This is a genomic window from Microbacterium sp. NPDC055455 (assembly GCF_053619935.1).
This window is the reverse complement of sequence record NZ_JBSHLB010000001.1, coordinates 683,722-709,804: the sequence shown is the minus strand read 5'-3', so window position 1 is coordinate 709,804 and position 26,083 is coordinate 683,722. Positions and strand designations below refer to the sequence as shown.

Genomic DNA, 26,083 nt, shown 5'->3' with positions numbered 1-26,083 from the left:
ATCGTGAACCCATGAGCGACGGGGCGCCCGAGCGACCGAACCGCGCCCTCGCGGGCGCAGCCAGGATCCCCGCGACGCTCACGATGATCGCGCTCGTCCTCGTCGCGGGCATCGTGTGGCAGGGGCTGTGGCGACCGTTCGAAGAGTCGGACTTGTTCGACGTCGTCGCGTACGGCCTTCCGGCGCTGCAGGACGGCCGGTGGTGGACGCCCGTCACCGGCACGTTCTTCGTCGACCTGCCCTGGGTCTACCTGTTCACCATCGCCTCCTTCGCGGGCATGGCGTACCTCGAACTGCATCGCGGATCACGCGTCGCGCTGGCGTACTACGGGGTGGGGCAGCTCTTCGCGATCTTCGCCGCCGCCCTCGTGCTGTGGACGCTGTCGGCCCTGCCGTGGGAATGGGCGCAGCAGCAGGCCGCCGCGCTCGACGTCGGCGCGTCGGGCGGGACGATGGCGTGCCTCGCCGCGGCGGCGGGACTGCTGCGGGCCCCGTGGCGGGTGCGCGCCTGGCTCTTGCTGCTCGGGTTCGTCTTCGTCGCGATGCTGTTCTGGGGAGCCCTCGCCGATCTCGAGCACCTGCTGGCCGTGCTGCTCATCCTCTTCGTCGACCGGTCCCTGCGCATCCGCCGCACCACCGTCCGCGAGCAGCGGCTCATCGCGTTCATGGCGCTGCTCGTGCTCGGGGCGGTCCAGCTCATCACGATCGTCGTGCCGACCGACGGCCCCTTCGGCCCGACCGAACCCGTCTCCGGGGGCCTGATCGACTTCGCGATCGACGCTGTCGTGATCCTCGTCGTCGCCAACGGCCTGCGGCGCGGCCGTCGGTGGACCTGGGTCGTGGCCGTGGTGCTGGCGGCCATCAACGTGCTGACGGGGCTGGCGGTGGTCGCGGCGATCATCATCGCGAGCGAGGCCCAGCTCGAGGCCACGATCGACGGCGAAACCGAGCTCGCGCTCGCGAGCGGCCTGCTGTGGCTGCTCATGCTCGTCTACCTGGTCTGGGTGCGCGGCGCGTTCCGCGCACGGCGGACGTCGAGCATCGGGCAGCAGCCGACCCCGGACGTCGACGAGGTCAAACGGATGCTGCACGCGCACGGCGGCGGCACGCTGTCGTGGATGACGACGTGGGACGGCAACAGCTACGCCCGCGCCGCCGACGGGATCGTGGCGTACCAGCGCCGGGCCGGCGTCGCCCTGGCCCTCGCCGACCCGCTCGGGCCGCCCGCCTCGCGGGAGGCATCCGTCCGCGAATTCATCCACGCCGCCGAAGTCGCGGGACTGGTGCCGTGCTTCTTCAGCGCCGACGAGCGCACGCGCGCAGCCGTGCCGTCGTCATGGCGCAGTCTCGTCGTCGCCGATGACACCATCGTGGACCTGCCGGGGCTGGAGTTCACCGGCAAGCGGTGGAACTCGGTGCGCTCATCGCTCAACCGCGCCGGCCGCGAGGAGATGACCTTCCGGATGACGCGCCTCGAGGACGAGCCCTGGGGCGTGCAGCAGCAGCTGCGGGCTATCTCCGAGATGTGGGTCGGCGACAAGGGGCTTCCCGAGATGGGCTTCACCTTGGGCACGCTCGCCGAGGCGGAGGACCCCGAGGTGCGGCTCGCGCTCGCGATCGCGCCGAACGGCGACGTCGATGGCTTCCTGTCGTGGCTTCCCGTCTACGGGTCCGAGGGCACGCCACGCGGCTGGACGCTGGATCTCATGCGACGACGCGACGGCGGCTTCGCGCCCGTGATGGAGTTCCTCATCGGGTCGTCGGCGAAGCTGTTCTCGGAAGAGGGCGCCGAGATCATGTCGCTGTCGGGAGCGCCGCTCGCGCACGACTATCCCCCCGACGCCGGGATGATCGCCGCGCTCAGCGACAAGCTCGCCGACGCTCTCGAGCCGGTCTACGGATTCCGGTCGCTCCACCGGTTCAAGGAGAAGTTCCACCCGCGGTACGAGACGATGTACCTGCTGTACCGGGACGAGAGCGACCTGACCCGCATCGGGGGCGCGCTCACCCGTGCGTTCCTCCCCGACGCCACGCTGCGTCAGTTCGCCGGCGCGGGGATGGAGCTCGTCCGGGGCGACCGCGACTGACAGCACGCGGACGGCACCCGAGAGCCGCGGCATCCGCAGCCAAGCGCGGACGCCGCGGCTCACCGATCGCACGAGGCGATCGGCCCGCTCGACTCAGAGCGGGCGGATGTTCTCGGCCTGGAGGCCCTTGGGTCCTTGCGCGATCTCGAACTCGACGCGCTGGTTCTCCTCGAGGGAGCGGTAGCCACCCGACTGGATGGCGCTGTAGTGCGCGAAGACGTCTGCGCCGCCTTCGTCGGGAGCGATGAACCCGAAGCCCTTCTCCGAGTTGAACCACTTCACGGTGCCCTGCGTGCTCATTACTTGCCGTTCTTCTGTGATCTCGTCGCTTTTGCGGCGAGTCCCTCCAACGTAGTGAAGACGCGTGCGCGCGGCGAGACCCTCTTCGGATGGTGACAGAAATGTTGCACTGACCACGGCGACGCGGTCTCGGGCCCATCGCACGCCCGGGCTGAGCCTTGCTCGAAGCCCGGGCGTCGACGGATCCCCCCGGATAGGCCACGCCGAAGCGTGGACATCGACATCGTACCGATATATCAGCCGATGGGCGAGGGTCGGATGCCACGATCCGCCACGTGCCGCGAGACCGGGTCGTCGCGCGATTCCGCCGCTCATCGGGGTCTCTGCCGCGGATTCCTGCGGCGTACACTGGTGCCAGCCATGACCGCCCCCTTCGTTCCGCTCGAGCCGCGCGGCGCCGTCCTCGGAGACGAGGTGTACGCGCTCCTGGGCGAAGCCATCCTCGACGGCCGCCTCGCGCCGGGCGAGCGACTGCGCGACCACGAGCTGGCGGAGTGGCTCGGGGTGTCGCGCACGCCGGTGCGCGAGGCGCTGCAGCGGCTGGAGCGCACCGGACTCGTCGAGGTGTCGCCGCACCGGTACACGCGGGTGTCGTATCCGAATCACGAGAGCGACACCGTCGAGCTCGTGGCGTACAACATGGGGCTCGCGGTGCGTATGGCCGCCGTCCGCGCCGACGACGAGTCGCTCGCCGTCGCGCTGGAGCGGCTGGACGATGTGATCGCGGCCTCGCGCTCCGATGACGCCGCCGCCATCGCGGCCGCCAGCCACGAGTTCTTCGCCGTCATCACGCACGCGAGCGGAAACCTGCCGCTGCTGAAGTTCATCCGCGAGTACGAGATCGCGATCCGCCGCGACCTCAGGGGATGGCGTCCCTTCATCGAGTGCCCGCTGGGCCGCACGGCGGCGTACGAGGACTTCCGCGCGTCGCTCGCGGCGCGTGACGGGGATCGGGCCGAAGCGCAGCTGCGCCGCATCCACGGACTGGCGTGAGCGCGGGCCCGGCCCGAGCCCTTCTCGCGGCGATCGCGCGTCGATAGCGTGGTCCGCGTGAACCACATCGAGCTGCGCGCCCTCGACGACGACGACCTCGACGCCATCTTCGAGATGATGCGGGACCGTGAGGCGATCGCGATGGCCGCGTTCACCGCGGAGGACCCGGACGACCGCGCCGCGTTCGACGCGTGGATCGAGCGCCAGCGCGCCGATGAGAACGTGCTGTCGTTCGTCGTCACCGAGAACGGCGGCTTCGCCGGCACCATCGCCGCCTTCACCGTCGACGGCGACCGCGAGGTCACCTACTGGATCGCCCGTCACGCATGGGGTCGGGGCGTGGCGACGGCGGCGCTGCGCCTGCTGGTGTCCCACGAGCCGATCCGGCCGCTGTTCGCCCGCGCCGCCGCCCACAACGCCGCCTCGATCGCGGTGCTCGAGAAGGCGGGCTTCACCGAGGTCTCCCGCAACACCGACTACGCCCCGGGCGTCGGTCGCGAGATCGACGAGATCGTGTTCACGCTCGTTCCCGCCCTCGACGGGCTGGGCGGCGGCTGAGGCTCCTCGGGCTCTCGCCACCATAGGATGTGCGCGTGACCTCCGGCGCCCCTTCGTCCTCCGCGCCGGGGGGCGAAGAGGCCGAGCGCGCGCGATGGGTGTCGCGCGCCTGGGACCGGGTGCCGACCGGCTGGTTCGCCGGCATCCTGACGGCGGCCTTCCTCACCGCGACGGCAGCCTTCGGAGGTCTCGCCGAAGCGGCGGTGCCGCCCGTGCCGGAGCTGAACGCCGGCGAGACGCACCAGAACGAGCAGTTCGCGCTCACCGTGGAACGGGCCGTGCTCATCGATGAGCTCCCCGAAGCAGGCGTGACCGTCGAGGCCGGCGAGCGGGTGCTCACCCTCGTGCTCACCGCGGAGAACGTATGGGACCGCGCCCAGCCGTCGGCCGGCAGCGGGGGGATCACGGCGGCGGTGCGCATCCCCGAGCTCGGCGACGTGCCCGCCGACTCGGTCGCCCGGTTCGACGACACCACCGTCTCGCCGTACCTGCAGCCGAGGGTGCCGGCGCAGCTCGTTCTCGCCTGGGCGGTCGACGCGGAGCGCTTCGAGACCGCCGAGAACGTCGACGTCGAGCTCAGAGACCTCTCGCTGCGCACGGGCGCGCTGGTGGTGTCGGGCCAGTGGTGGGACACGCCGGTGACGGCGGCCCGGATGAGCGTCGGGCTGACCGACGTCGGTGCCGGTGCCGACGCGGCGGAGGCGGATGCGGCGACCGACGAGGCGGAGGGCGGGGAATGAGGCTCTGGCTGAGCTGGGTGATCGGTGTCGCGCTGCTCGCGGCGGCCTGGGGTGTCGTGCAGCTCACCCCCGGCGACGAGGCCGCCGAGGCGTCGTTCGCCGTGCCGGCGGCGATCGGCGAGGAGGCGACAGGACGCGCCCTCGCCGTCACGGTCACCGACCTCCGGCTCGGCGATCGCGCCGTCGCGGGCGGCTGGTACGCGGACGGCACCTGGCTCGTGGTCGACCTCCGCGCGCAGGCGCTGCGGGAAGAGCGCGGGGCGCTTCTCGCGCATGCCGCGCTCGTGATCGACGGCGTCACCTACCGGGCGAGCGAGCGGCCCGCGTCGATGTTCCGCTCGCCCCTGGCCGTCGGCATCCCTCGCGAAGGGAGCCTCGCGTTCGAATTGCCCGCCGACCTCGCCGATCGCGCCGGCACGCTGCAACTGGCCGTCGATGCCGAGACCCGCCTCGACTCGCTCGTCGAGGTGCCCGTGGACCTCGGAACCCTCGACCGCGCGAACGAGGTCGAGCTCCTGGCCGAGGGGTGGGTGCAGCGGTGAGCCGACGTTGGTGGCGGCGCAACGCGGTGGCGCTTGGAGCGGTGGCCGTCCTCCTGCCGGTCACGGCCCTGGTCATCGGCGGCAGCGAGTGGTGGCTGGTGAACCAGTCGCGCCCTGTCGTCCCGACGACGGTGCCGGCGGGCACCGGCGCCGACTGGGCGGGGATGAAGTGGGGACCGGCGACGCTCCGCGAGCTGCCGTCCGACGCGGAGGCGGGGTTGCCGCCCGGCGCGAGGGTGGTCGTCGTCGAGGTCCCCGTCGATCCCGGCGGACACCCCGTGGCGTGCTCGACGCCGGTGCTCCGGGAGCTCGACGGCGCACAGCGGCAGTGGGACGATGCCGCGTCGGCGGTGGACTGGGACTACGACCGGCCGACGGCCTGCGTCTCAGACGCCGACGGTCCCTACACCGTCGCCGCGCCGTTCCTCATCCCCGACGACGCCGCCGGCCCGTTCGGCGTGGAGCTCACCGTCGTCGACGAGCTGCCGGCCTTCCTCCGACTCGTCGTCGTCCCCTGACGCGACGACCGGCTCGCCGATGAGCACGCCCACGGTGGCGTCGTACGCGCTGGCGACGAGCGCCGTGCGCACGGGCTCGATCACGAGCGGCACCAGCAGCAGCAGCGGGGTCCCCGCGACCAGCCAGAACGTCTCGAAGTCCTGAGGACCGACCAGGCGCGTGAGGCCGATGCGCAGGAGCTGCTCGCTCAGCAGGACGAGCGAGTACAGCAGCACGTACCCGCCGATGAGGATGGGGCCGCCGCGCCACATCAGCACCACCGCCTTCCACAGCGGCCGGAATCGCGACCCGACCTCCGAGCCGAGGTCGCCGAGCCGTCGGCGGAGCCGCTGCGGGATGGCGCCGTACCGTGTGCGCGCGCGCTCCGCGAGCGGGCTCTCCCAGGTGAGCCCCTGGGGTGAGACGGCTTGGCCGTAGACGACGCCGGCGATCGTCAGCCAGGCCAGCGGCACGATCAGCACCACGCCGGCCTGTGCGATGAGCCATCCCACGGCGTCCCACGCCCAGCCGAGCGGGGCGAACCATCCGCCGACCCATTCCCGGGCATCCGCGAGCCACACCATGGCCTGCCGCGCCTCGATCCACCCCGTGAGCTGCCCGATCGCCTCGCCGATGAAGTACGCCGCGAGGAAGACCCAGAGCGCCTCCAGGTAGGTCGCGACGATCGACGTCCACCGCGGCAGCGCCTTCTGCCACCGCTTCCACGCCCAGCGACCGGCGAACGCGAGCACGACGACCCCGACGGTCCACGGCTCGAACGTCAGGTGGTCCACCGTGCCCGACGTGTCGATCTCCACCCCGGCCACGACCGCCATCGCCTCGCGACCGGTCTTCACGATGAGCGCCGCGTCGAGGTAGGCCGCGACATCCTCCACCAGGAAGCCGAGCAGGGCGTACACCGCGATGAACGGGAGAGTCGCCGACAGCAGCGCGTCGCGGAACGACCGGCGCCGCGTCAGCCGATCCACCGGGGCGGGTGCGATCACGCCGAGGCGCGGCATCGCGTCGCGGAGCACCAGGAGCATCGCGACGACGCTCACCAGCTTCGCGAGGATGGCGAGAGGAAGCAGCAGGATGCCGCCGATCGCGGAGTAGCCGCCGACGAACCCGGCGAGCTGGATGCCGGCGTACCGGCCCAGCGTCCCCGCGAGATACCACGCGACCAGCGCGGGCCAGTGCGCGACGATCAGCCGCCCCGCGAGCACGATCATCGCGCGCATGCTCACACCTCAGCCGCGCGCTGGACGCGCGTGTCCGTCACCCGGCCGTCGTGCAGCTCGATCACCCGATCGGCGCGCTGAACGAGCAGCGGATCGTGCGTCGTGACGACGGCGGCCAGGCCCCGCGCGTGCACGAGTTCGCCGATGAGGTCCATGACGGTGGCGGCGGTGCGGGAGTCGAGCTGCCCGGTCGGCTCGTCCGCGAGCAGGACGCTCGGCCTCACCGCGATAGCCCGCGCGATGCCGACGCGCTGCTGCTGCCCTCCCGAGAGCTCGCTCGGGCGCTGCGCGGCCTGATCCGCCAGCCCCACGAGCGCGAGCGCCTCGGCGACCCGCGCGGCCCGCTCGGCGGGCGGCGTCTTCGCGATGCGCAGGGGCACCTCGACGTTCTCGGCGGCGGAGAGGATCGGCACCAGACCGAAGGACTGGAAGACGAATCCCAGGCGCTCCCGGCGGAGCGCGGCCAGCTCGTCCTCGCCGAGGGCGGTGGCCTCGTCATCCCCGATCCACACCCGCCCGGACGTCGGGCGGTCCAGCCCGCCGAGCAGGTTCAGCAGCGTGGTCTTGCCCGCTCCGGAGGCCCCGCGCACCACTACCAGCTCGCCCTCGGCGACCTCGATGTCGACATCCACGCACGCGTGCAGCTCGCCCGCCGGCGAGCGGAAGGTGCGGCTCAGCCTCTCTCCGCGCAGCGCCACGCTCATGTCCGATCCTCGCTTTCGTCGACGGATGCCTCGTCCCGCCGTCCCTGACCGGGCCAGACGCCCACATGGTCGGCCTCCAGCGCGAGCCGCACGCGGTCGCGGAGGTCCAGGGCGGCGACGAACTCATCGGGCAGCTGCAGGCGACCCACGCGATCGAGCACGGCGTACTCCTCTGCGACGTGCTCCTCGGCGCCGTGCTCGTCCACCCGCGTCGAGCGCAGCACCTCGGTCGACGTGCGTCCGTCGCGGATCTGAACGGTGCGTGCGACGTGCTCCGAGACGCCCGGGTCGTGCGTGACGATGAGCGTCGTCACCCCGAGCTCGCGGTTCACCGACCGCATGGCCTCCAGGACGTGGGCGCTCGTGGCGTCGTCGAGCTCGCCCGTCGGCTCGTCCGCCAGGAGCACGCGGGGCTGATTGGCGATGCCTACCGCGATCGCGACCCGCTGCTGCTCGCCGCCGGACATCTCGGCGGGACGACGCTCGGCGCAGTGCGAGACTTCGAGCAGATCCAGCAGCTCCGCGACGCGCGCCCGCCGGCCGCGGGCCGACTCGGTGCCGGCGATCGCCAGCGTCGTCGCCACGTTCTCGCTCGCCGACAGGTACGGCAGGAGGTTGCGGGAGGTCTGCTGCCAGACGAACCCGACGCTGCGGCGGCGGAAGGCCACCCGCTCCTTCTCCCTCATCGTCAGCAGGTCATGCCCGGCCACCCACGCGACCCCCGCGGACGGCTGATCGAGGCTCGAGAGGATGGCCAGGAGCGTCGACTTGCCCGACCCCGACGCGCCCACCACCGCCACGAGCTCGCCCGGGTCGACGCGGAGATTCAGTCCCTGCAGCGCCTGCACCTCGACGCCCGGCCCGGAGCCCGACGCCACCTTGAAGATGCGGACGAGGTCCGCGCACAGGATGTCGGCGTCCGGGACACCCCCCGGCCGACCGGCGGCGCGCGCCGCCGACGCGGACCCGCCGTCCGGCTGCTGCCGCTCTGCACCTCGAAGCGCCATCGCCCTATCCTTCCTCCACAGTGCGCAGCGCGCCCGCCGCGCCGACGCGCCGCGACACGACGAGAGCCAGCGCGGTGAGCAGAACCGCGGCGACGACGAAGCCCCCGAGGGTCAGCGCCAGGATGCCCGGGTCCAGAGCATACGCGGGCGCCACGGACGACCCCGTGAACGGCCGCAGGTCGACGGCGGCCATGACCACGACGGGCACCACCGCGCCGAAGACGGTTCCCGCGATGATCGCGGCGACAGCCGGCGGACCGATCTCCCACAGCGCGAGCGATGTCGCAGAGCGGGGCCGCGCGCCGAGGGTGCGCAGCAGGGCGAGCAGTCGCGCCCGCGGCGCTGCGGCGAGCGCCAGCGTCATGACGATGGCCAGCGCGCTGAGCAGCGCCGCGGTCCCGGTCGCGATGAGCAGCGCCGCCCGCACGCCCTGCACCGCCGGTCCCGACTCGATGCCGCCGGCGACCTGAGAGACGGTGTCGATGCGGACCCCCTGCCCCAGTACCGTCCGCACGCCCTCTGCGACGGCATCGGCGTCGGCCTCGGCATCGAGCGTGAGGAGCAGGGTGCGGGCACTGGAGACGCTGCCGAGCACGGCCTCCGCGGCGGTCGAGTCGATCAGCACCCAGTCCTCACGCGCGCCGATGGGGACGGGCCCGCGTGTCACACCCACGACCTCGGCCGCCACGCCGTCCAGGAGCAGGTCGTCCGGGCTGCCGATCTCCTGCGCGGCCGCCGCCGAGGCGACGAGCGGCAGGGGCTCCGCGCCGGGGCGCGGCGTGACGCCCGGCGGCAGCATCCCCGGCCCGTCGCCCTGCACCTCGCGCAGCGTCGCCGTGTCGGCGACGAAGACGACGGTGCTCTCGTCCGCACCGTCGATGTCGAGCCGCGCCGGCTCCCCGCCGGAGAGCCACGCCACGGCGGCGACCCCGTCGACGTCGGAGACGCGCTCGCGCTGCTCCTGCGTGAACACGAAACCGGCCACGCGCATGTCGGCGCCGATCCGCGCACGCGAGGCGTCGGCCACGCCGGTCTGGAGGGCCGAGAGCAGGACGCCGCTGGAGACGGCGACCGAGACGCCGACCACGAGCGCGAGCACCGGCGTGAGCCCGATGGAAGGCTCGCGCAGCGCGCGGGCCGACCCGAGGAAGCCGTCGAGCTCCGTGCCGGCGCGCGCACGGCGGAACACCGCCCGCAGGGGGATCGGGTAGAGCCGGAGCGTCACCAGGCACGCCACCAGCGCGAGGAGGAGCGGGGTCGCCGCGAGGAGCACGTCGACGCCGTCCGAGTAGCCGCGCACGAACAGCAGGGTCAGCGCGAGCAGAGCGAGGACGACGACGGCGCCCTCGGTGATGCCGCGCAATCGCGAGCCGCGGCGACCGAGATCGGCGCGAAGGGGTCGTTCGGCGGCCGACGGAGCCAGGACGGCGAGGATCCCGATCGGCGCGAGGCCGAGGAGGAGGACGGGCACGAGCGCAGCCGGAGTGGGAGTGATGCCCACCAGCACGCCGACGAGGAGCGCCGCCGCTGCGCCCAGCAGCGCCGGGATCGTGCCCCACAGCACCGCCTCGGTGCCCACGAGGCGCCGCAGCTGTGCGGTGGAGGCGCCGCGCGCCGACAGCAGCCGCATGCTGGACCGCCGGCCCTCGAGGATGAGCCGGCATGCCAGCACCAGCACCGCCGCGGCCACTCCCGCCGGTCCCGCGACCAGCATGGCGATGACGCCCACGGTGGCGTCCTGCTGCGCGAGCGCCGACTCGAGCTCGGCCGTCATCTCCGCTTCGAAACGCACCCCCAGGATGCCTGGGCCACCGGCCGTCGTGCCGATCACCTGCGAGACGGAGGTGAGCCTGCGGAGGGCGGCGGCGGCGTGCTCGGCGTCGTCGGCGGCGATGGCCGCGACGTCGGCCGGGAACCAGGCGTCCGTCGTCTGGGCCGTCGAGAAGCGGTACGCGTCGGCGAGCGCCGCCGGGTGTGCGAATCCGGTGCCGGTGACCACCCGCGGCGCATTGCCGTCGTCGAAGATGTTCGGCTCGCGCACCGAGGTCGCGTGCTGCCAGAAGTCGTCGGCCTCATCGGCCGGCTCGAAGGCTCCGACTAGGAGGAAACCGATCGGCTCTTGCGCCGGCCGGCCGATCGTGCGCGCCTCGCCGACGGGCCACTCCATCTCGGCGGCCGTGTCGACGGAGAGCACGATCTCGACGCTCGCGCCCTCGCCCGCCGAAGGCTCTGGCAGTCGACCCTCCACGACGGTCACGCGCTCCGAGAAACCCGGCGAGTAGGCGACGGAGAGCTGACGCGTCCTCGGATCCTCGGCGAGGGGCGCGGGGGCCGTGCGCGCGATCGCGACGGGAGCGCCGAGCACGGCCGGCAGCGGCCGATCGGCGGTGGAGCGCACGCGCTCGAGCTCGCCGAGGAAGGGCGCCCAGACCTCGTCGGTCTCGAGGGACAGTCCATCCCCGCCGATCTGCGGCAGCCCCGGCGTGGTGGAGACGACGTCCCGCACGGTCGGCGACAGCGTGTCGATCCGGTCGCGCACAGTGGCGTCGCCGAGCTGAGCGAGCGCGAGCGGCGCGGCCGTCGCGAGCAGCGACAGCACCAGCACGAGCAGGCCGAGGATCGCGCCGCCTCCCGCATGCGAACGCAGGTGGTGCGCCACCAGGGCGCGCGTCGAGACGCGGCGGCTCATCGCGCCTCCTCGCCGACCGTGGCCGTGCGCGCATCCCGCACCGCGCCGGCTGCGGCGAGCGCGACGATCGCCGCAAGGCCCAGAAGAAGCAGGGCCAGCCCGAGCAGGAGCGGCGGCCAGGCCAGCGTCACGCCGGTCGGCAGCGGCAGGACGCCGGGCGTCACCGCCCGCACGATCCCCGGAACGACGAGCCACGAGGCGAGCAGTCCGGCCGGGACCCCCAGCAGGAGAGCCGCGCCCAGCACGCCGCCCAGCTCGGCCGCGCGCATCGCGCCCTGGCGTCGCGGCGTCACCCCGAGGGCGCGCAGCACGCCCACCTCGCGGCGGCGCGCGAGCGCGAGGGTCTGGACGATCGCGAACGCCGCGACCAGCGCGAGCACTGCGGCCCCCGCCGTGGCGATCCACCACGCGGGGATGAGCGCGCCCACGAGGGCGGCGGCGGTGCCGGGAGCGGCCGTGGCGACGGGCCGATCGCCCAGGACGGCGCTGAACTCGTCGGCGGATGGCGCACCCGACGCCCACACCGAGTTCGGCGGCACGATGGAGGTGCCGCGCTGCAGCTGCGAGACCAGGAGGTTCTCGAGCGGGGCGAACACGGCGACCGGGCTCGTCGCGCCGGGGACCGCCGACACGATGGCGGACACCACGGCGCCCCCGCGCCGACCGGTGCCGTCGTAGCGGAACTCGAACGCATCGCCCTGGGCCAGGCCGAGCCGGGCCGCGAACGCCGTCGTGACCACGGCCGCGAGGGGCGGCGCATCGGCGCCGCTCGCCAGCACGCCACCGTCGGCCAGCCACACGACGGCGTCCCGCGAACCGTCACCGAGCGTCACCTCTCCCGCGGCGTCCAGCGCCGAACCCCCGAGCGCCTCGACCTGCGTGAGCTCGACCGTCACCGTGCGGTCGGCGAACGTCGGGCCGGTGCCGGCAGCCAGTGCGAGCAGGCGCCACGGCGCGGTGCCGGGCGGCAGCGACGCCTCGGCGGTGAGCACCACCGTGCCGTCCGTCGCCGGCTGCAGGCCGGTCTCGTCGAGGGCGACCGCAGCCGGCGCTCCGGTGTCGTCGATGAGGACCGCGAAGACCGTGACCGAGGGGAGGGACGCGGGGCCCGAGAGCAGCGCGCTGACCCGGATGCCGCGCGCGGCCTCGCCCAGTGGCAGCGGCTGCGCGGCCACGGCGTCGGGCACCGTCGCCGCGGCGGCCAGGGCGGCTTTGTCGACCAGACCGCCGGCCGCGGCGACGACGGGTCCGACCGCGGGAAGGGGCACCGCCACCAGCGGGGCGGTGGTCTCGCCGACCTCGAGGAGGGCCGTCAGCGCGGGGGCCGCGGCATCCACCCCCTCCACTTCCGCGGCGGCGGCGACGTCGCCGGGCGACACGGACTGCGGAGCGGTGTCCACGCGCAGGTCGGCGCCGGCGCGCAGCGCCGACGAGTCCGACGTCATCGCGCGCCAGGTCGCGGAGTAGGCGGAGGCGAACACCGTCAGCGAGACCGCGAGCACGACCAGCAGCACGGCCACCGCGTACACCGGAAGGCGGCGGGCGACCTGCCGGGCCGGGTATGCGGGCTCGAGCGACGGGATCGCCGCGGCGGCTCCGGTCCATGCGGCCGCACCGGCGCCGAAGACGGCCAGCGCCAGGATCGCTCCCGCCAGCAGCAGGACGGCGGGAGCGACGGCGACGATCGGGTCGAACCCGGCGCCCCGGCCCTGCGGCAGCTGCCACACGACCAGCGCCGCGGCCAGCAGCACCACGACCACGAAAGCGCCTGTCGTCGCACCCGCGGCGCGAGCGGTGGCGCGGCGCCGCTCGCCTCGGCGCAGGGCGACCGTGAACACGGCCACCAGCGCGACGGCGAGAGCAGCCGCCCACGGCCACTGCAGGAAGACCTCGGCCGGACCGGAACCGGTGACCGCGGCGGCCGCGGCGGCGAGGACGACGCCCATGAGCGCACCGGCGACGGCGATCGACGCGCCCTCGACAGCGTCGGCGGTCCACCCCTGCGCGCCGGAGAGGCCACGCGCACGGATGGCCGCCGTCTCCTGCTCCCGCGCCGTGGCGACGAGGCGGGCCAGCTGCGCGACGGCGGTGCCGGCGAGGAGCGCGACCAGGATCACCAGAGCGGGAACGGCGGAGGCGAGGGCGGCGGCGCCCTCCGCGACCTGTGCGGCGACGACGTCCCGCTCCACCCCGGGGGGCGCGGGCGTTCCCGCCGCGGCGACCGCGCGGGCGAGCGTCGCCGGCAGCAGGCACACCGTGGCGACCGCGACGGCGACGGCAGCCGCGGCGCTCACGAGCAGCCCGGCGCGCGCACGACCACGGGCCGCGAGCAGCCGCACGGAGGAGACGGCGCGGCGATCGGGCATGGGCTCGGTCCTCCGCGGTTCGTCTGGCGCTGACGTGGGCTGCCTCCGAACCTAACCGACGCGGGCGGCGAGCCGCGATCGAGCGGGGTCTCCCGGCGCGCCCGAGAAACGCAAAGGCCCGTGGGGCCCCTTCCGGGACCTCACGGGCCTGCTGTGCGCGAGGGGGGAGTTGAACCCCCACGCCCTTTCGGGCACTGGCACCTGAAGCCAGCGCGTCTGCCTATTCCGCCACTCGCGCGAGCCGCGGGATCGAGATCCCGCGAAACTCAACTTCCCGAGGATATCATGCGTCGCCGCCGGGTCCGAACTCGCCTGGTCGCGTGGGCGATCCACGACGGGTACAGGCTGTGCAACTAGCATGTAGCAACCGGCACCCCCCTCAAGAGGAGCTCCGTGGGACTACTTGACAGCTTCGAGAAAGGTCTCGAACGCGCCGTGAACAGCGCGTTCGCCAAGACCTTCCGCAGCGGCATCCAGCCCGTCGAGATCGCATCGGCCCTGCGCAGCGAGCTCGACAAGAAAGCCGCGGTGGTCAGCCGGGATCGCATCCTCGCGCCGAACACCTTCACGGTGTTGCTCTCGCCGGCCGACGACGACCGCATGTCGAACCTCGGCGACGCGCTCACGCACGAGCTCGACACGCTCGTGCACAAGCACGCCAAGGCGCAGGGCTACTCCTTCGCCGGACCCGTCTCGATCTCGCTGCGGCGCGACGACCAGCTCTCCACCGGCACGCTGCGGGTGGAGTCGACCGCCGCGCAGGGCGGACGGGTGGCATGGCGCGGCGTGCTCGACGTCGAGGGCCGCCGCATCCCGCTGACCAAGTCGCGGACAGTGATCGGACGCGGGAGCGACGCCGACATCACCGTCGCCGACTCCGGCACGAGCCGCAAGCACGTCGAGATCCTGTGGGACGGCGAGCGCGCGATGGTCCGCGACCTGAACTCGACCAACGGCACGATGCTCGACGGCCGCAAGGTGACCGAGGGCGCGCTCGCGCCGGACTCGACGGTGCGCATCGGCCGCACCGACATCGTCTTCCGCGTGGTCGCGCAGGCCGCCGCCCCACGCCCCGCCGCGCCCGCCGAGGACGCCACCCGCGTCTTCGACGCGCCGCCGTACGACGCGCGGGAGAGGGGGCCGCTGGCATGAGCGAGCTCACCCTGCTCCTGCTGCGCATCGGCTTCCTGGTCCTGCTGTGGGCGTTCGTCTTCGGCGTGGTCTACTCGCTGCGCGCCGACCTGTTCGGCGTGAAGGTCAGGCGGATGCCGGATGCCGCAGCCGCTGCAGCCGGGCCGGCCGCAGCGCCCGCCGCCTCGGCCTCGGCCGCGACGTCGGCCGTCGGACAGGCCCCCCCACCGCTCCCGCCGACGCCGCGCGGACCGGCGACCACCTCGACCGCGGCGCGCATCGTGATCACGAGCGGGCCGAAGACGGGGCTCGAGCTGCCCCTGGGCAACGAGCCGCTCACGATCGGCCGGTCGAGCGAGTCGGGGCTCGTCGTGCGCGACGACTACACGTCCAGCCACCACGCGCGTCTGGTGCTGTGGGGCGACCAGTGGATGATCCAGGACCTCGACTCGACGAACGGCACCTGGCACGACGGCGCGCGCGTGACCGCCCCGGTCCCCGTGAACCTCGGCGCTCCGATCAAGGTCGGTGCGACGACGTTCGAGCTGCGGAAGTAGCGGGCGGACTCCTCGCACATGGTCTTCCAGGGCTCGAGCGCCGCCATCTCGCACACCGGCAAGGTGCGCTCCAACAATCAGGACTCCGGCTATGCCGGCTCCAACCTGTTCGTGGTCGCCGACGGCATGGGCGGGCATGCGGGCGGCGATGTCGCCTCCAGCCTCGCGATCGCGCGGCTCGAGGCCCTCGACCGGCCGTACGACTCGACGGCCGAGGCCGAACGGGCGCTGCGGGATGCCATCGCCGACGCCGCCGTCGACCTCATCGACACCGTGAACGTCCGGCCCGAGCTCGCCGGCATGGGCACGACCGTGAGCGCGCTCATCATGGTGGACGACTACGCCGTGATCGCCCACATCGGCGACTCGCGCATCTACCTCTACCGCGACGGCGCCCTGACGCAGATCACGACCGACCACACGTTCGTGCAGCGCCTCGTCGATTCGGGACGCATCACGCCGGAAGAGGCCCGCTACCACCCGCGCCGCTCCGTGCTGATGCGGGTGCTGGGCGACATGGACGCCGACCCGGAGCTCGACACCTTCATCATGCCGACGCAGCCGGGCGACCGCTGGCTGCTGTGCTCCGACGGGCTGTCGGGCGTCGTCGACGACCCGCACACCGCCAAGGCCCTCAGCCTCGGCCTGGCCCCCGGCCGGACGGCCGACACCCTGCTGAAGCAGGCCCTCGACGGGGGCGCCCCCGACAACGTCACGATCGTGCTCGTCGACGTCGGCGGGCAGCATCCGCTCTTCTCCGGCACCCCCACGATCGTCGGCTCCGCGTCCAACCCGGTCGGCGTCGAGGTGCCCGCGGCCGCCCCGCGGCGGTCGAGCTGGCTGCACCCGAACCGCCAGGCGGCCAACGAGCCGACGCACTTCGAGCCGGCGGCCGAGTTCCTCGAGGAGCTCATCGAGGAGGACCGGCGCCGTGCCCGCCGCCGCCGAATCGGCTGGATCACGGGCGTCGCGCTCGTGCTCGCCCTGCTCGCCGGGGCCGCGTGGATCGGCTACCAGTGGACGCAGACCCGGTACTTCGTCGGCGCCGACGAGGACACCGTGGTCATCTATCAGGGCGTTCAGCAGAACATCGGACCCATCTCGCTGTCGACGCCGTACGAGGACACCGGCATCCCGCTGGACGATCTCTCGGACTTCGCGCGAGCGACCGTGGAGGGCACGATCTCGGCGAGCTCCCTCTCAGATGCGCGCCGTATCGTCGCCGACATCAGCGACTTGGCGGGAGGAGCCGGATGAGCGCGTCCACGAGCACGCCCGCGGATCCGGTCGCGGCCGACACCGCGGTGATCCGCGCGCTGCGCCGCCTGCGCGTGCCGCAGACGCAGCGCAACCGCGAGCTGGCGCTGCTGGTGTTCGCCTTCCTCATCAACGGCTCGGCGGTGGCCCTCGTCCAGCTCGGTGCGCTCGGCGCGATCGACTGGACCTTCCTCGTCTACTGCGGCGGGCTGACCGCGCTGGTCATCGCGCTGCACATCCTGCTGCGCCTGCGCGCCCGCGCCGCGGATCCCTTCGTCGTGCCGATCGCGACCATCCTCACGGGTCTCGGACTCGCGATGATCTACCGACTCGACCTGCACTGGGACCGCCACGGCTGGAACGCGTACTCCACGAGGCAGCTGGCGTGGGCGGCGATCGCGCTGGTGGCGGCGATCCTCGTGGTGATGTTCCTGCGCAACTACCGGGTGCTGTTCCGGTACACCTACATCTTCGGCTTCGTCGGCATCCTGCTGCTCATCCTGCCGATCATCCCGGGCCTCGGAACGGACGCCAACGCCGACGTGTGGGTCTCGCTCGGGTTCTTCTCGTTCCAGCCGGGCGAGTTGGCCAAGATCGCGCTGGGCATCTTCTTCGCCGGATACCTGGTGCGCACCAGGGAGAGCCTGACCTCGACGGGCACCCGCTTCCTCGGCATCACGTGGCCGCGGGCGCGCGAGCTCGGACCGCTGCTGGTGATCTGGCTCGTCTCGCTCGGCATTATCGTCATGCAGCGCGACCTCGGCACGGGCCTGCTCATCTTCGGGATGTTCGTCGCGATGCTCTACGTCGCGACGGGCAAGACGAGCTGGGTGCTCATCGGCGTGCTGCTGGCCGCCGCCGGCGCGGCCCTGGCGTCGCAGGTGCTGCCGTACGTGCAGGGGCGCTTCCGCAACTGGCTGGACGCGTTCAACCCCGAGCTGATGGACAACTCCAGCTACCAGCTGGTGAACGGCCTGTTCGGCATGGCCAACGGCGGCCTCATCGGCACGGGACTCGGTCAGGGAAGGCCCTACCTGACTCCCGTCGCCGAGAGCGACTACATCCTCCCGGCGCTCGGCGAGGAGCTCGGCCTCATCGGCGTCTTCGCCATCCTGTGCCTCTACATGGTGTTCACCAGCCGCGGCATCCGCATCGGACTGGCCGGCCAGGACGACTTCGGCAAGCTGCTGGCGACCGGTCTGTCGTTCACCATCGCGCTGCAGGTGTTCATCATGGTCGGCGGGGTCACGCGCCTCATCCCGCTCACCGGCCTCACCACGCCGTTCCTCGCGGCCGGCGGGTCGTCGCTCGTGGCGAACTGGATCATCGTCGCGCTGCTGCTGCGCATCTCGGACGCGGTGCGCAGCCGTCCGCGGGTGGTGATCGGCTGACATGACGAAAGAACTCCGTCGCCTCAGCATCCTGATGCTGCTCATGTTCCTCGCCCTCTTCGCGTCCACGAGCTGGATCCAGGTGATCCAGTCCGACGAGCTCGGCGCGAACCCCGAGAACCGCCGCGCGCTGTACGACTCGTACGAGGTGCAGCGCGGGTCGATCATCGCGAGCGGCTCGGCGATCGCCTCGTCCGTGGTATCCGACGACCTCTACAGCTGGCAGCGGGTGTACACCGACGCCGCCATGTGGGCGCCGGTCACCGGCTACATCAACCCGGCGCTCAACTCGGCCACCGGGATCGAGCAGGCGATGAACCAGCAGCTCAGCGGCACCGCGGGCTCGCAGTTCCTCTCCCGCCTGGAGCGCATCTTCACCGGACAGCCGCCCCGCGGGTCGAACGTCGTGCTGTCGCTGGATGCCGACGTGCAGCGCGCGGCCTTCGAGGCGCTCGGCGACCTGCAGGGCGGCGTGATCGCGATCGAGCCGTCGACCGGCCGCGTGCTCGCACTCGTGACGAGCCCGAGCTACGACACCAACGTGCTGGCCTCGCACGACACCGAACAGGTGAACGCGACCTACGACGAGCTCGTCGCCGACCCCGGCATGCCCCTGTCCAATCGCGCCATCGCGGGCGACCTGAACCCGCCGGGCTCGACCTTCAAGCTGGTGACGGCGTCGGCCGCGCTGGCCTCCGGCGAGTACACGCCGGACTCGCAGCTGCCGAACCCGGCGACGTACCAGCTGCCGCAGTCCAGCAGCGTGGTGCACAACGCCAGCGGCGGGACGTGCGGTCCCGGTGAGACGGTGTCGCTCGCGGACGCCCTCCGGCTCAGCTGCAACATCCCGTTCGCGGAGCTCGCCGTCGAGCTCGGCGACACCGCGATCCGCGAGGAGGCGGAGAAGTACGGCTTCAACGTCCCGGTGGAGATCCCGCTGGTCTCGACGCCGTCGGGCTACCCGCGCACGATCCAGGACGACGCCCAGACGGCGCTGAGCGGCTTCGGTCAGGGCCAGGTGACGGCCACTCCGCTGCAGATCGCGATGGTGTCGGCGGGCATCGCGAACGGCGGGGTCGTCATGAACCCGCGCATGGTCGACCGCGTGATCGGACCGGATCTCTCGGTGCAGCAGACATTCGAAGACACCGAATTCGGGCGGGCTCTCGACGCCGATCTCGCAGAGGAGCTGGTCGCCATGATGGTCGCCAATGTCAGTGACGGCGCTGCGTCGGGTGCAAGAATAGACGGAGTCGACGTGGCCGGTAAGACCGGTACCGCGGAGAACGGAACCGGCGAACCATACACGCTGTGGTTCACCGGGTTCGCACCCGCGCAGAGCCCGGAAGTCGCCGTCGCCGTCGTCGTGGAAGACGGCGGCGGGCAAGGGCAATCGGGCAGCGGCAACACCATCGCCGCTCCTATCGCGAAGAAGGTCATGGAGGCGGTGCTGGGACGATGAGACCGACGCAGGGCGTGACCTTCGGCGGCCGCTACGAACTCGACTCGCGCATAGCGATCGGCGGCATGGGCGAGGTCTGGGAGGCGACAGACCACGTCATCGGACGCACGGTCGCCATCAAGATCCTCAAAGACGAGTACATGGGCGATCCCGGGTTCCTGGAGCGCTTCCGCGCCGAGGCCCGGCATGCCGCGCTGGTCAACCACGAGGGCATCGCGAGCGTGTTCGACTACGGCGAGGAGAACGGCAGCGCGTTCCTGGTCATGGAGCTCGTTCCCGGCGAGGCGCTGTCGACGATCCTCGAGCGCGACGTGTCGCTCTCGACCGACAAGACCCTCGATGTCGTCGCGCAGACCTCCGCCGCCCTGCAGGCCGCGCACGCCGCGGGGCTCGTGCACCGCGACATCAAGCCCGGCAACCTGCTCATCACGCCGGACGGGCGCGTCAAGATCACCGACTTCGGCATCGCACGCATCGCCGACCAGGTGCCGCTCACCGCGACGGGCCAGGTGATGGGCACCGTCCAGTACCTGTCGCCCGAGCAGGCCTCCGGTCACCCGGCCTCGCCGGCCACCGACATCTACTCGCTGGGCATCGTCGCGTACGAGAGCCTCGCCGGGAAGCGTCCCTTCACCGGTGAGTCCCAGGTGGCGATCGCCATGGCGCAGATCAACGAGCAGCCGCCGCCGCTTCCGGCCACGGTCGCCGCCCCCGTGCAGAACCTCGTCATGGCGATGATCGCCAAGAAGCCGGAGGACCGGCCCGCGTCCGCCGCCGCCGTGGCGCGCGCCGCGACCGCGCTGCGGCGTGGAGACGTGGCCGCCGCGGCCGCGGCCGTGCCCGCCATCGCAGGCGGAGCCGTCGCGGCCGATGCGACGACGCAGCTCCTGGGTGCCGGGGCCGACGCCGGCGCGGCGACGCGCATCCTGGCGACCCCGGTCGAAGAGGTCGTGACCGACGAGCCGGCCGAGAAGAAGAAGCGCAGCCCGTGGACGTGGCCGCTGATCGCGCTCATCGCGCTGCTGCTGCTCGTGCTGGCCGGCACGATCTGGGCGGTCATCGCCAACCAGGACACGCCGACCCCCGAACCGACGCGCAGCTCGCCGTCGGCCACCCCGACCCCGACGAACACGCCGACCCCGACGCCGACCACGGCGAACGTCGTCGCGGCGGACTACATCGGCTCGGACTGCGCCACGGCCTCCGCCGCGCTGGACGGCTTGGGCCTGGGTGCGACGTGCGCCGAGGGGAACGCCGCTCCCGATCAGCCGAGCGAGGGCAAGGTCTACGACGTCAGCCCGACGGGCAACGTCCAGCTGGGCACGGTCGTCGAGCTGACGGTGTATGCCGGCCAGACCCCGATGCCCACGCCCACCGCGCCCACGTTCCAGGGCTCGCCGCAGACGGTGGAGCCCGGGGGCGACCTGACGGTCATGTGGGAGGGCTACAGCTGCCCGCCGGGCACCGGATCGGTGAGCGCGTACACCTTCACGGTGCAGAACGGCTCCATCGCGAACGGCCCGAACTTCCCGCAGAACGCCCGCAACGCGACGGTCACCGCGGGCGACGCCGCCGGGCAGACGGTCATCGTCACCTACAACGTGACGTGCAGCGGCGGGTCGGCGGGCAACCGCACCTCGGGCGAGTCCGGCGAGGCGACGGTGCTCATCGAGGCCGCGACTCCGACACCCGAGCCGACGGACGTGCTGGGCGACGGCTGAGCCTGAGTGAGTCCGGGGAGCGGGTCCGGTCGGCCGCGTGACCCGCTCTCGCTCGGATAGTCTGGCTTGTGTTCCAGGCAGGGAGTGACCGTGACAGCTGAGCCGCGTGTGCTTTCGGGGCGCTATCGCATCGACGAGCCCATCGGCCGCGGCGGAATGGCCAGTGTCTACCGTGGGTACGATCTGACGCTGGGCCGCGAGGTCGCGATCAAGGTCCTGGATCGCGAGCTGGCCGACGACAACGCCTTCCGCACCCGGTTCCGCCTCGAGGCGCAGGCGGCCTCCCGCATGGCCCACCCGACGATCGTGCGCGTCTACGACGCCGGCGAGGACTCCCTCACCACGCCCGACGGCACGCTGCGCCCGGTTCCGTTCATCGTGATGGAGCTCGTCAAGGGGCGCCTGCTCAAAGAGATCATCTCCTCCGGCCCGGTTCCGGTGACGGATGCCGTCCGCTACGTCGACGGCATCCTCGAGGCTCTCGAGTACTCGCACCGCGCGGGTGTCATCCACCGCGACATCAAGCCGGGCAATGTGATGGTGACCGACGCCGGCCAGGTGAAGGTCATGGACTTCGGCATCGCGCGCGCGGTGTCGGACGGCTCGTCCACGGTGGCCGAGACCACCCAGATCCTCGGGACCGCCGCCTACTTCTCGCCGGAGCAGGCCAAGGGGGAGCCCGTCGACGCACGCGCCGACGTGTACTCCACCGGCGTGGTGCTGTACGAGCTGCTCACCGGACGCCAGCCGTTCCGCGGCGAGTCGCCGGTCGCCGTGGCGTATCAGCATGTCAGCGAGGCGCCGGTGCCGCCCTCGGAGGTCAACGAGACCGTCCCGCGCGCCCTCGACACCGTCGCGCTCCGCGCGCTCGCGAAGGACCCGTTCCAGCGCTACCAGGACGCCGCCCGCTTCCGGGAGGCGCTGGACGCGACGGTCGACGGCCGCGAGCCGTCCAAGCGCCAGGTCGGCGCGCTCACCAGCGAGCTGTACGGTCCCAACCCGCGTCAGGCGGCCGAGACCGCCCGGTCGCTGCGTCAGCTCAGCACCGACACCACGATGAAGCGCACCCAGGCCGGCCCGCCGGTCGCGTGGATCTGGGCGGGCGTCGGGCTGCTCGCGGTGCTGCTCATCTCGCTGCTGTTCTGGGTGCTCTCGATCCAGCCGGGCGACGACATGCCCGCGAACGTGCGGGTCGTGCCGAACGTCGAGGGGATGACCTACGAGAGGGCCAACGAGGAGCTCGCCGAGAGCGATCTGCTGGCGTTCCGCGTCGACGAGGAGAACACGGCCGTCCCCGAGGGCAACGTCATCCGCACCGATCCCGAGGCCGGCACGTCGGTCGAGCCCGAGCAGCAGGTGCGGGTGTACGTCTCCAGCGGCCAGGAGATGGCGACGGTGCCCACGCTGACGGGGCTGGCGCAGGATGCCGCGATCGCGGCCCTCACCGACGCCGGTCTGGTGCTCGGCACGATCACGACGCAGAACGACGCCGGTCTCACGGCCGGCACCGTCATCTCGAGCGATCCGGCGGACGCGGCGAGCGTTCCGCAGGGCACCACGGTGAACCTCGTCGTCGCCTCAGGACGCGTCGCGATCGACGATGTGCGCGGGTACACGCTGGATGCGGCGACGCGCGAGCTGGAATCGGCGGGACTCACGGTCATCCCGGCGGAGGACCCGAACTGCCCGGGCGCCGATCCGGCGACCGTCCAGTCCCAGTCCCTCCCGCCGGGCGACGTGCCCGTGCGATCCGAGATCACCCTCACGTACTGCTCGGGGTCGTAGCGGGAGACCCGACGCCGGACGCGCGCCTACGCGCCCTGGCCGCGCGCGCCCCTGCGCGGGCTCAGCGCCGCGCCGCGGGTCGCGGCATCCGCGTATCCGACGGAGGCGAGCCAGTTGCCCAGCAGCCGGTACCCGCCGTCGGTGAGCACGCTCTCGGGGTGGAACTGCACACCGAGGAGGGGAGCGGTCCGGTGGGCGATCCCCATGATGACGCCGCTGTCGGTGCGGCTGGTCACGACGAGGTCGTCCGGGACCGTCTCGGGCACGATGGCGAGGGAGTGGTACCTGGTCGCGGTGAAGGGATCGACGAGTCCGGCGTAGAGCGCGGAGCCGTCGTGATGGACCTGCGACGTGATGCCGTGCATGAGCTCGGGGGCGTGATCGACCCGCGCGCCGAAGGCCTCGCCGATGGCCTGGTGTCCCAGGCACACGCCGAGGAGAGGAATGCCGGCCTCCGCCGCGGCGCGGACCACGTCGATCGACGCCCCCGCGTCGGCCGGGGTCCCCGGGCCGGGCGACACCAGGACCCCGGGGCGCCCGGCGATGTCGCGCGCGGGGTCGGCGATGCGGTCCGCCTCGACGAGGTCGGTCTCGGCACCGAGCTCGTGCAGGTACCCGATGAGGGTGTGGACGAAGCTGTCGTGGTTGTCGACGACCAGGACCGGCGCCGCCGGCATCGCCGAGGTCATGACCTCCGCCCGTCCGCGACGCCGGCGAGGGCGACGGTGACCTCCTGCGGGTTGACGAACTGGCTCACCCACGGGAAGACGTGGAAGAGGAGTCCGTACAGCGCCGCGGCGACGAGCACCACGAGGATCAGCACCCGCACCCACCAGGGGCCGGGAAGCACATGCCACAGCGCCGCGTACATCACGCCACCGCCTGCAGGGACGCCGGCTCGCCGGCCGTGCGCGGCGTGAACGATTCGAACACCCCGTACGCGACGATGCGCTCGGTCATCGCGAACATGGGGCTGCAGCTGGTGAGGGTGATGTAGGCAGTACCGGCGGGGACGTCCGCCGCCTGCGGCACCGGCAGCAGCACCTCCACCTCGCTCGGCGTCACGTACTGGAGGGTGCGGAACCGGTAGGTGAACCACCCCTCGGGCGTCTCGACGACGATGGCGTCGCCCAGGCGGAGCTCGGCGATGCGGTTGAACGGCTTGCCCCACGTCGTCCGGTGTGCGGCGACGGCGAAGTTCCCCGGCTGGCCGGGCATCGACGTGCCCGGGTAGTGTCCGATCCCGATGGGGTCCAGCGTGCGCGCCCGCGTCACGCCGCCGGCGACCGGCACCGCATAGTCGTCACCGAACCGCGGGATGCGCATGACCGCGAAGGTCTCGGCGTCGGCGGGTTCGGCGAGGACCGGGGGAGCGGCCGTGACGGGGCCGGCGGGTTCGGAGGCGGGCTCGTCAGTCTCATCGGTCGCAGCGGGGGCCGGCGGTGCGGGCACGCCCCCCTCCTTCGCCCACTCCTGCGACAGCGAGGAGCCCGTGGCGTTGCGCTCGGCACCGTAGATCATGTCGCCGACCCACAGCTGCCACACGACGTAGAGCAGCACGATGACGCCCGCGGTGATGAGGAGCTCGCCGATGACGCCCACGACCGACGGGCGCCGCGCCGGGCGCGCACTCGTCCCCGCGACGCGGCCGGAGGGTGCCACCGCTTCATCCACAGGGGGATTCTCGCACGCACGGGTTCACACCGACGGCCAGGCTAGACTTCTCTGCATGGCACGACCCGGCAAAGACGACGACCCGCTCGTCGAGCGCGCAGAAGGCGAAGCCGCACCCAACCCGGTGTGGTTCAAGCCGATCATGATCGGACTGATGCTCATCGGTCTCGTGTGGATCCTCGTGTTCTACCTGAGCGGAATGGCGTGGCCCATTCCCGGCATCGGTGCGTGGAACCTGGTGATCGGCTTCGGCATCGCCTTCATCGGCTTCCTCATGACGACACGCTGGCGCTAGCGCGTCGCCAGCAGAAGCCCCGGTCTCTGATGACCGGGGCTTTTCCGTGTGCGGATGCCGTCCGTCGTGGCATCCGACGGTTGTTAGCAACCCTGTTAACAGGTGTGAATTACACAGGTGTGATTCTCCCCACCTGTGGATGAACCTGTGGATAAGTCCACCCGGCCGCTCGAACGGGCAGGCTACAGGAGGATCAGCGAGGGGAAGACGACGGGCACGAACAGCAGTGCCACGAGTCCTGCGCCGACGACGACGAGCAGGCCGATCTGCAGGCCGCGCTGACGCACCGCACGCGTGCGCGTGAAGATGAACGCCACGAGCAGGCCCACCAGAAGGCCGCCGATGTGCGCCTGCCACGAGACGTTGAAGCCGGGGATGAACCCGATGACCAGGTTGACGCCCAGCACGATCGCGATCCCCGCGATGTTCGCGCCGATGTGGCGGCCGATCACCAGCAGCGCGCCGAACAAGCCGAAGATCGCTCCGGATGCCCCGACCACGGGTGTCGTGAACGACAGCAGCGTGACCGCCACGGAGCCGCCGAGCGTGCTGAGGACATAGAGGGTGAGGAATCGCCAGCGACCGAGCAGCGGCTCGAGGCTGCGGCCGATCATCCACAGCGCCAGCATGTTGAGGCCGACGTGCCAGAACCCGGAGTGCACGAGCGAGACGGTGACGAGCCGCCACGGCTGGAATTCACCGTTGAACTGCGGGTAGAGCGCGGGGGCCCAGTAGAGGAGCGCGCCCTGCACCGCGTCGCCGACGCCGCCGGGGATCAGCGACAGCAGGAAGACGAACGCGGTCAGCGCGATGATCGTGTAGGTGACGACCGGCTGCCCGGCAGACGCCGACAGCGCCCGCGGGCGAGACCACCGACGCTCGGCCTTGCGCTGCGCAGGGGACTGCGCCTTCTGCTGGTCGCGCAGGCACTCCGGGCAGATCACGCCGACGGCGGCGGTGGTCTGGCACTCCGGACAGATCGTGCGCAGGCACCGCTGACAGAGCACGAAGCTCTGGCGATCGGGGTGCCGGTAGCAGAAGTTCTCGCGGTTGCGGCTGAGGTCGTCGGTGGTCACGCGCTGCGG

The 26,083-nt window shown here is 72.2% G+C and carries 23 protein-coding genes and 1 tRNA gene; 13 read left to right on the top strand and 11 right to left on the bottom strand.

The genetic code is table 11. The annotated features are described in order from the left end of the window. The first annotated feature begins 11 nt into the window (after positions 1-11). Positions 12-2,087, top strand: coding sequence for a bifunctional lysylphosphatidylglycerol flippase/synthetase MprF (locus ACWGUG_RS03155; protein ID WP_452323809.1), 2,076 nt, complete (start codon positions 12-14; stop codon positions 2,085-2,087). A 93-nt stretch (positions 2,088-2,180) separates the two neighbouring features. On the opposite strand, the gene ACWGUG_RS03150 is transcribed toward ACWGUG_RS03155, so the two are convergent. After that, complete coding sequence (locus ACWGUG_RS03150; protein WP_109208752.1) at positions 2,181-2,387, bottom strand: cold-shock protein; 207 nt, start codon at positions 2,385-2,387, stop codon at positions 2,181-2,183. A gap of 360 nt (positions 2,388-2,747) precedes the next feature. Between ACWGUG_RS03150 and ACWGUG_RS03145 the strand changes: the two genes are divergently transcribed. Genes ACWGUG_RS03145 through ACWGUG_RS03130 form a run of 4 tightly spaced genes read left to right on the top strand, consistent with a single transcriptional unit; the run spans position 2,748 to position 5,220 of the window. Next, on the top strand, positions 2,748-3,380 hold the full coding sequence (locus ACWGUG_RS03145; protein WP_336393977.1) for a GntR family transcriptional regulator: 633 nt from the start codon (positions 2,748-2,750) through the stop codon (positions 3,378-3,380). A 57-nt stretch (positions 3,381-3,437) separates the two neighbouring features. After that, positions 3,438-3,938 carry a GNAT family N-acetyltransferase gene (locus tag ACWGUG_RS03140; RefSeq protein ID WP_336393978.1) on the top strand — a complete coding sequence of 167 codons (501 nt, stop codon included), beginning with the start codon at positions 3,438-3,440 and terminating at the stop codon, positions 3,936-3,938. Between the two features lie 35 nt (positions 3,939-3,973). Continuing rightward, a complete protein-coding gene (locus ACWGUG_RS03135; protein ID WP_452323808.1) occupies positions 3,974-4,678 on the top strand; it encodes a hypothetical protein in 705 nt (234 codons plus the stop codon). Next, positions 4,675-5,220, top strand: a complete 546-nt coding sequence (locus ACWGUG_RS03130) for a hypothetical protein (protein ID WP_452323807.1) — start codon at positions 4,675-4,677, stop codon at positions 5,218-5,220. The genes ACWGUG_RS03135 and ACWGUG_RS03130 overlap by 4 nt, the downstream gene beginning before the upstream one ends. A 386-nt stretch (positions 5,221-5,606) precedes the next feature. On the opposite strand, the gene ACWGUG_RS03125 is transcribed toward ACWGUG_RS03130, so the two are convergent. The 6 genes from ACWGUG_RS03125 to ACWGUG_RS03100 all read right to left on the bottom strand — a co-directional run bounded on the left by ACWGUG_RS03125 (position 5,607) and on the right by ACWGUG_RS03100 (position 13,963). Continuing rightward, a complete protein-coding gene (locus ACWGUG_RS03125; RefSeq protein ID WP_452323806.1) occupies positions 5,607-6,959 on the bottom strand; it encodes a hypothetical protein in 1,353 nt (450 codons plus the stop codon). Positions 6,960-6,961: 2 nt separating this feature from the next. Continuing rightward, positions 6,962-7,663 carry an ABC transporter ATP-binding protein gene (locus ACWGUG_RS03120; RefSeq protein ID WP_452323805.1) on the bottom strand — a complete coding sequence of 234 codons (702 nt, stop codon included), beginning with the start codon at positions 7,661-7,663 and terminating at the stop codon, positions 6,962-6,964. After that, positions 7,660-8,670, bottom strand: coding sequence for an ABC transporter ATP-binding protein (locus ACWGUG_RS03115; RefSeq protein ID WP_452323804.1), 1,011 nt, complete (start codon positions 8,668-8,670; stop codon positions 7,660-7,662). Before ACWGUG_RS03115 ends, ACWGUG_RS03120 begins: the two co-directional genes overlap by 4 nt. Before the next feature lie 4 nt (positions 8,671-8,674). Continuing rightward, positions 8,675-11,359: an FtsX-like permease family protein gene (locus tag ACWGUG_RS03110; protein WP_452323803.1), complete on the bottom strand. Its 2,685-nt coding sequence runs from the start codon at positions 11,357-11,359 to the stop codon at positions 8,675-8,677. Further along, positions 11,356-13,725, bottom strand: a complete 2,370-nt coding sequence (locus tag ACWGUG_RS03105) for an FtsX-like permease family protein (RefSeq protein WP_452323802.1) — start codon at positions 13,723-13,725, stop codon at positions 11,356-11,358. The genes ACWGUG_RS03110 and ACWGUG_RS03105 overlap by 4 nt, the downstream gene beginning before the upstream one ends. Positions 13,726-13,879: 154 nt before the next feature. After that, a tRNA-Leu gene (locus tag ACWGUG_RS03100) sits at positions 13,880-13,963 on the bottom strand. 155 nt (positions 13,964-14,118) lie between these two features. Between ACWGUG_RS03100 and ACWGUG_RS03095 the strand changes: the two genes are divergently transcribed. The 7 genes from ACWGUG_RS03095 (at position 14,119) to pknB (ending at position 23,029) form a co-directional block, all read left to right on the top strand. Continuing rightward, entirely contained in the window at positions 14,119-14,877 is a 759-nt protein-coding gene (locus tag ACWGUG_RS03095; RefSeq protein ID WP_336393987.1) for a DUF3662 and FHA domain-containing protein, read from the top strand. Continuing rightward, complete coding sequence (locus ACWGUG_RS03090; protein ID WP_336393988.1) at positions 14,874-15,413, top strand: FHA domain-containing protein FhaB/FipA; 540 nt, start codon at positions 14,874-14,876, stop codon at positions 15,411-15,413. The genes ACWGUG_RS03095 and ACWGUG_RS03090 overlap by 4 nt, the downstream gene beginning before the upstream one ends. A gap of 18 nt (positions 15,414-15,431) precedes the next feature. Then, positions 15,432-16,670: a PP2C family protein-serine/threonine phosphatase gene (locus ACWGUG_RS03085; RefSeq protein WP_336393989.1), complete on the top strand. Its 1,239-nt coding sequence runs from the start codon at positions 15,432-15,434 to the stop codon at positions 16,668-16,670. Continuing rightward, on the top strand, positions 16,667-18,061 hold the full coding sequence (locus ACWGUG_RS03080; protein ID WP_336393990.1) for an FtsW/RodA/SpoVE family cell cycle protein: 1,395 nt from the start codon (positions 16,667-16,669) through the stop codon (positions 18,059-18,061). The genes ACWGUG_RS03085 and ACWGUG_RS03080 overlap by 4 nt, the downstream gene beginning before the upstream one ends. A 1-nt stretch (position 18,062) precedes the next feature. After that, positions 18,063-19,523, top strand: a complete 1,461-nt coding sequence (locus ACWGUG_RS03075) for a peptidoglycan D,D-transpeptidase FtsI family protein (protein WP_452323801.1) — start codon at positions 18,063-18,065, stop codon at positions 19,521-19,523. Beyond that, a complete protein-coding gene (locus ACWGUG_RS03070) occupies positions 19,520-21,244 on the top strand; it encodes a serine/threonine-protein kinase (RefSeq protein ID WP_452323800.1) in 1,725 nt (574 codons plus the stop codon). Before ACWGUG_RS03075 ends, ACWGUG_RS03070 begins: the two co-directional genes overlap by 4 nt. Before the next feature lie 90 nt (positions 21,245-21,334). Beyond that, positions 21,335-23,029 (top strand): Stk1 family PASTA domain-containing Ser/Thr kinase, encoded by a 1,695-nt coding sequence (pknB, locus tag ACWGUG_RS03065; protein ID WP_336393993.1) that lies wholly within the window; start codon positions 21,335-21,337, stop codon positions 23,027-23,029. A 26-nt stretch (positions 23,030-23,055) separates the two neighbouring features. Here the strand turns inward: pknB and ACWGUG_RS03060 are convergent, their stop codons facing one another. The 3 genes from ACWGUG_RS03060 to ACWGUG_RS03050 are packed head-to-tail and all read right to left on the bottom strand — an operon-like array spanning position 23,056 to position 24,703. Next, complete coding sequence (locus ACWGUG_RS03060; protein ID WP_452324187.1) at positions 23,056-23,706, bottom strand: anthranilate synthase component II; 651 nt, start codon at positions 23,704-23,706, stop codon at positions 23,056-23,058. A gap of 8 nt (positions 23,707-23,714) precedes the next feature. Continuing rightward, positions 23,715-23,900, bottom strand: a complete 186-nt coding sequence (locus tag ACWGUG_RS03055) for a hypothetical protein (protein ID WP_336395025.1) — start codon at positions 23,898-23,900, stop codon at positions 23,715-23,717. Beyond that, on the bottom strand, positions 23,900-24,703 hold the full coding sequence (locus ACWGUG_RS03050) for a class E sortase (RefSeq protein ID WP_336393995.1): 804 nt from the start codon (positions 24,701-24,703) through the stop codon (positions 23,900-23,902). The genes ACWGUG_RS03055 and ACWGUG_RS03050 overlap by 1 nt, the downstream gene beginning before the upstream one ends. Before the next feature lie 55 nt (positions 24,704-24,758). Here ACWGUG_RS03050 and ACWGUG_RS03045 point away from each other — a divergent pair, with 55 nt between their 5' ends. After that, complete coding sequence (locus tag ACWGUG_RS03045) at positions 24,759-24,998, top strand: cell division protein CrgA (protein ID WP_336393996.1); 240 nt, start codon at positions 24,759-24,761, stop codon at positions 24,996-24,998. 182 nt (positions 24,999-25,180) lie between these two features. Here the strand turns inward: ACWGUG_RS03045 and ACWGUG_RS03040 are convergent, their stop codons facing one another. Further along, the gene (locus ACWGUG_RS03040; RefSeq protein ID WP_336393997.1) at positions 25,181-26,074 is read right to left on the bottom strand and encodes a rhomboid family intramembrane serine protease; all 894 of its coding nucleotides are present in this window, start codon (positions 26,072-26,074) and stop codon (positions 25,181-25,183) included. Between the last annotated feature and the right edge of the window lie 9 nt (positions 26,075-26,083).

What these genes read in the sequence shown, in the direction of transcription:
- ACWGUG_RS03070 (WP_452323800.1), top strand. Translation starts at nt 19,520, where the DNA reads ATGAGACCGACGCAGGGCGTGACCTTCGGCGGCCGCTACGAACTCGAC.
- ACWGUG_RS03155 (WP_452323809.1), top strand. Translation starts at nt 12, where the DNA reads ATGAGCGACGGGGCGCCCGAGCGACCGAACCGCGCCCTCGCGGGCGCA.
- ACWGUG_RS03125 (WP_452323806.1), bottom strand. Translation starts at nt 6,959, where the DNA reads ATGCGCGCGATGATCGTGCTCGCGGGGCGGCTGATCGTCGCGCACTGG.
- ACWGUG_RS03055 (WP_336395025.1), bottom strand. Translation starts at nt 23,900, where the DNA reads ATGTACGCGGCGCTGTGGCATGTGCTTCCCGGCCCCTGGTGGGTGCGG.
- ACWGUG_RS03080 (WP_336393990.1), top strand. Translation starts at nt 16,667, where the DNA reads ATGAGCGCGTCCACGAGCACGCCCGCGGATCCGGTCGCGGCCGACACC.
- ACWGUG_RS03060 (WP_452324187.1), bottom strand. Translation starts at nt 23,706, where the DNA reads ATGCCGGCGGCGCCGGTCCTGGTCGTCGACAACCACGACAGCTTCGTC.
- ACWGUG_RS03110 (WP_452323803.1), bottom strand. Translation starts at nt 11,359, where the DNA reads ATGAGCCGCCGCGTCTCGACGCGCGCCCTGGTGGCGCACCACCTGCGT.
- ACWGUG_RS03085 (WP_336393989.1), top strand. Translation starts at nt 15,432, where the DNA reads ATGGTCTTCCAGGGCTCGAGCGCCGCCATCTCGCACACCGGCAAGGTG.
- ACWGUG_RS03145 (WP_336393977.1), top strand. Translation starts at nt 2,748, where the DNA reads ATGACCGCCCCCTTCGTTCCGCTCGAGCCGCGCGGCGCCGTCCTCGGA.
- ACWGUG_RS03090 (WP_336393988.1), top strand. Translation starts at nt 14,874, where the DNA reads ATGAGCGAGCTCACCCTGCTCCTGCTGCGCATCGGCTTCCTGGTCCTG.
- ACWGUG_RS03105 (WP_452323802.1), bottom strand. Translation starts at nt 13,725, where the DNA reads ATGCCCGATCGCCGCGCCGTCTCCTCCGTGCGGCTGCTCGCGGCCCGT.
- ACWGUG_RS03130 (WP_452323807.1), top strand. Translation starts at nt 4,675, where the DNA reads ATGAGGCTCTGGCTGAGCTGGGTGATCGGTGTCGCGCTGCTCGCGGCG.
- ACWGUG_RS03120 (WP_452323805.1), bottom strand. Translation starts at nt 7,663, where the DNA reads ATGAGCGTGGCGCTGCGCGGAGAGAGGCTGAGCCGCACCTTCCGCTCG.
- ACWGUG_RS03045 (WP_336393996.1), top strand. Translation starts at nt 24,759, where the DNA reads ATGGCACGACCCGGCAAAGACGACGACCCGCTCGTCGAGCGCGCAGAA.
- ACWGUG_RS03115 (WP_452323804.1), bottom strand. Translation starts at nt 8,670, where the DNA reads ATGGCGCTTCGAGGTGCAGAGCGGCAGCAGCCGGACGGCGGGTCCGCG.
- ACWGUG_RS03150 (WP_109208752.1), bottom strand. Translation starts at nt 2,387, where the DNA reads ATGAGCACGCAGGGCACCGTGAAGTGGTTCAACTCGGAGAAGGGCTTC.
- ACWGUG_RS03075 (WP_452323801.1), top strand. Translation starts at nt 18,063, where the DNA reads ATGACGAAAGAACTCCGTCGCCTCAGCATCCTGATGCTGCTCATGTTC.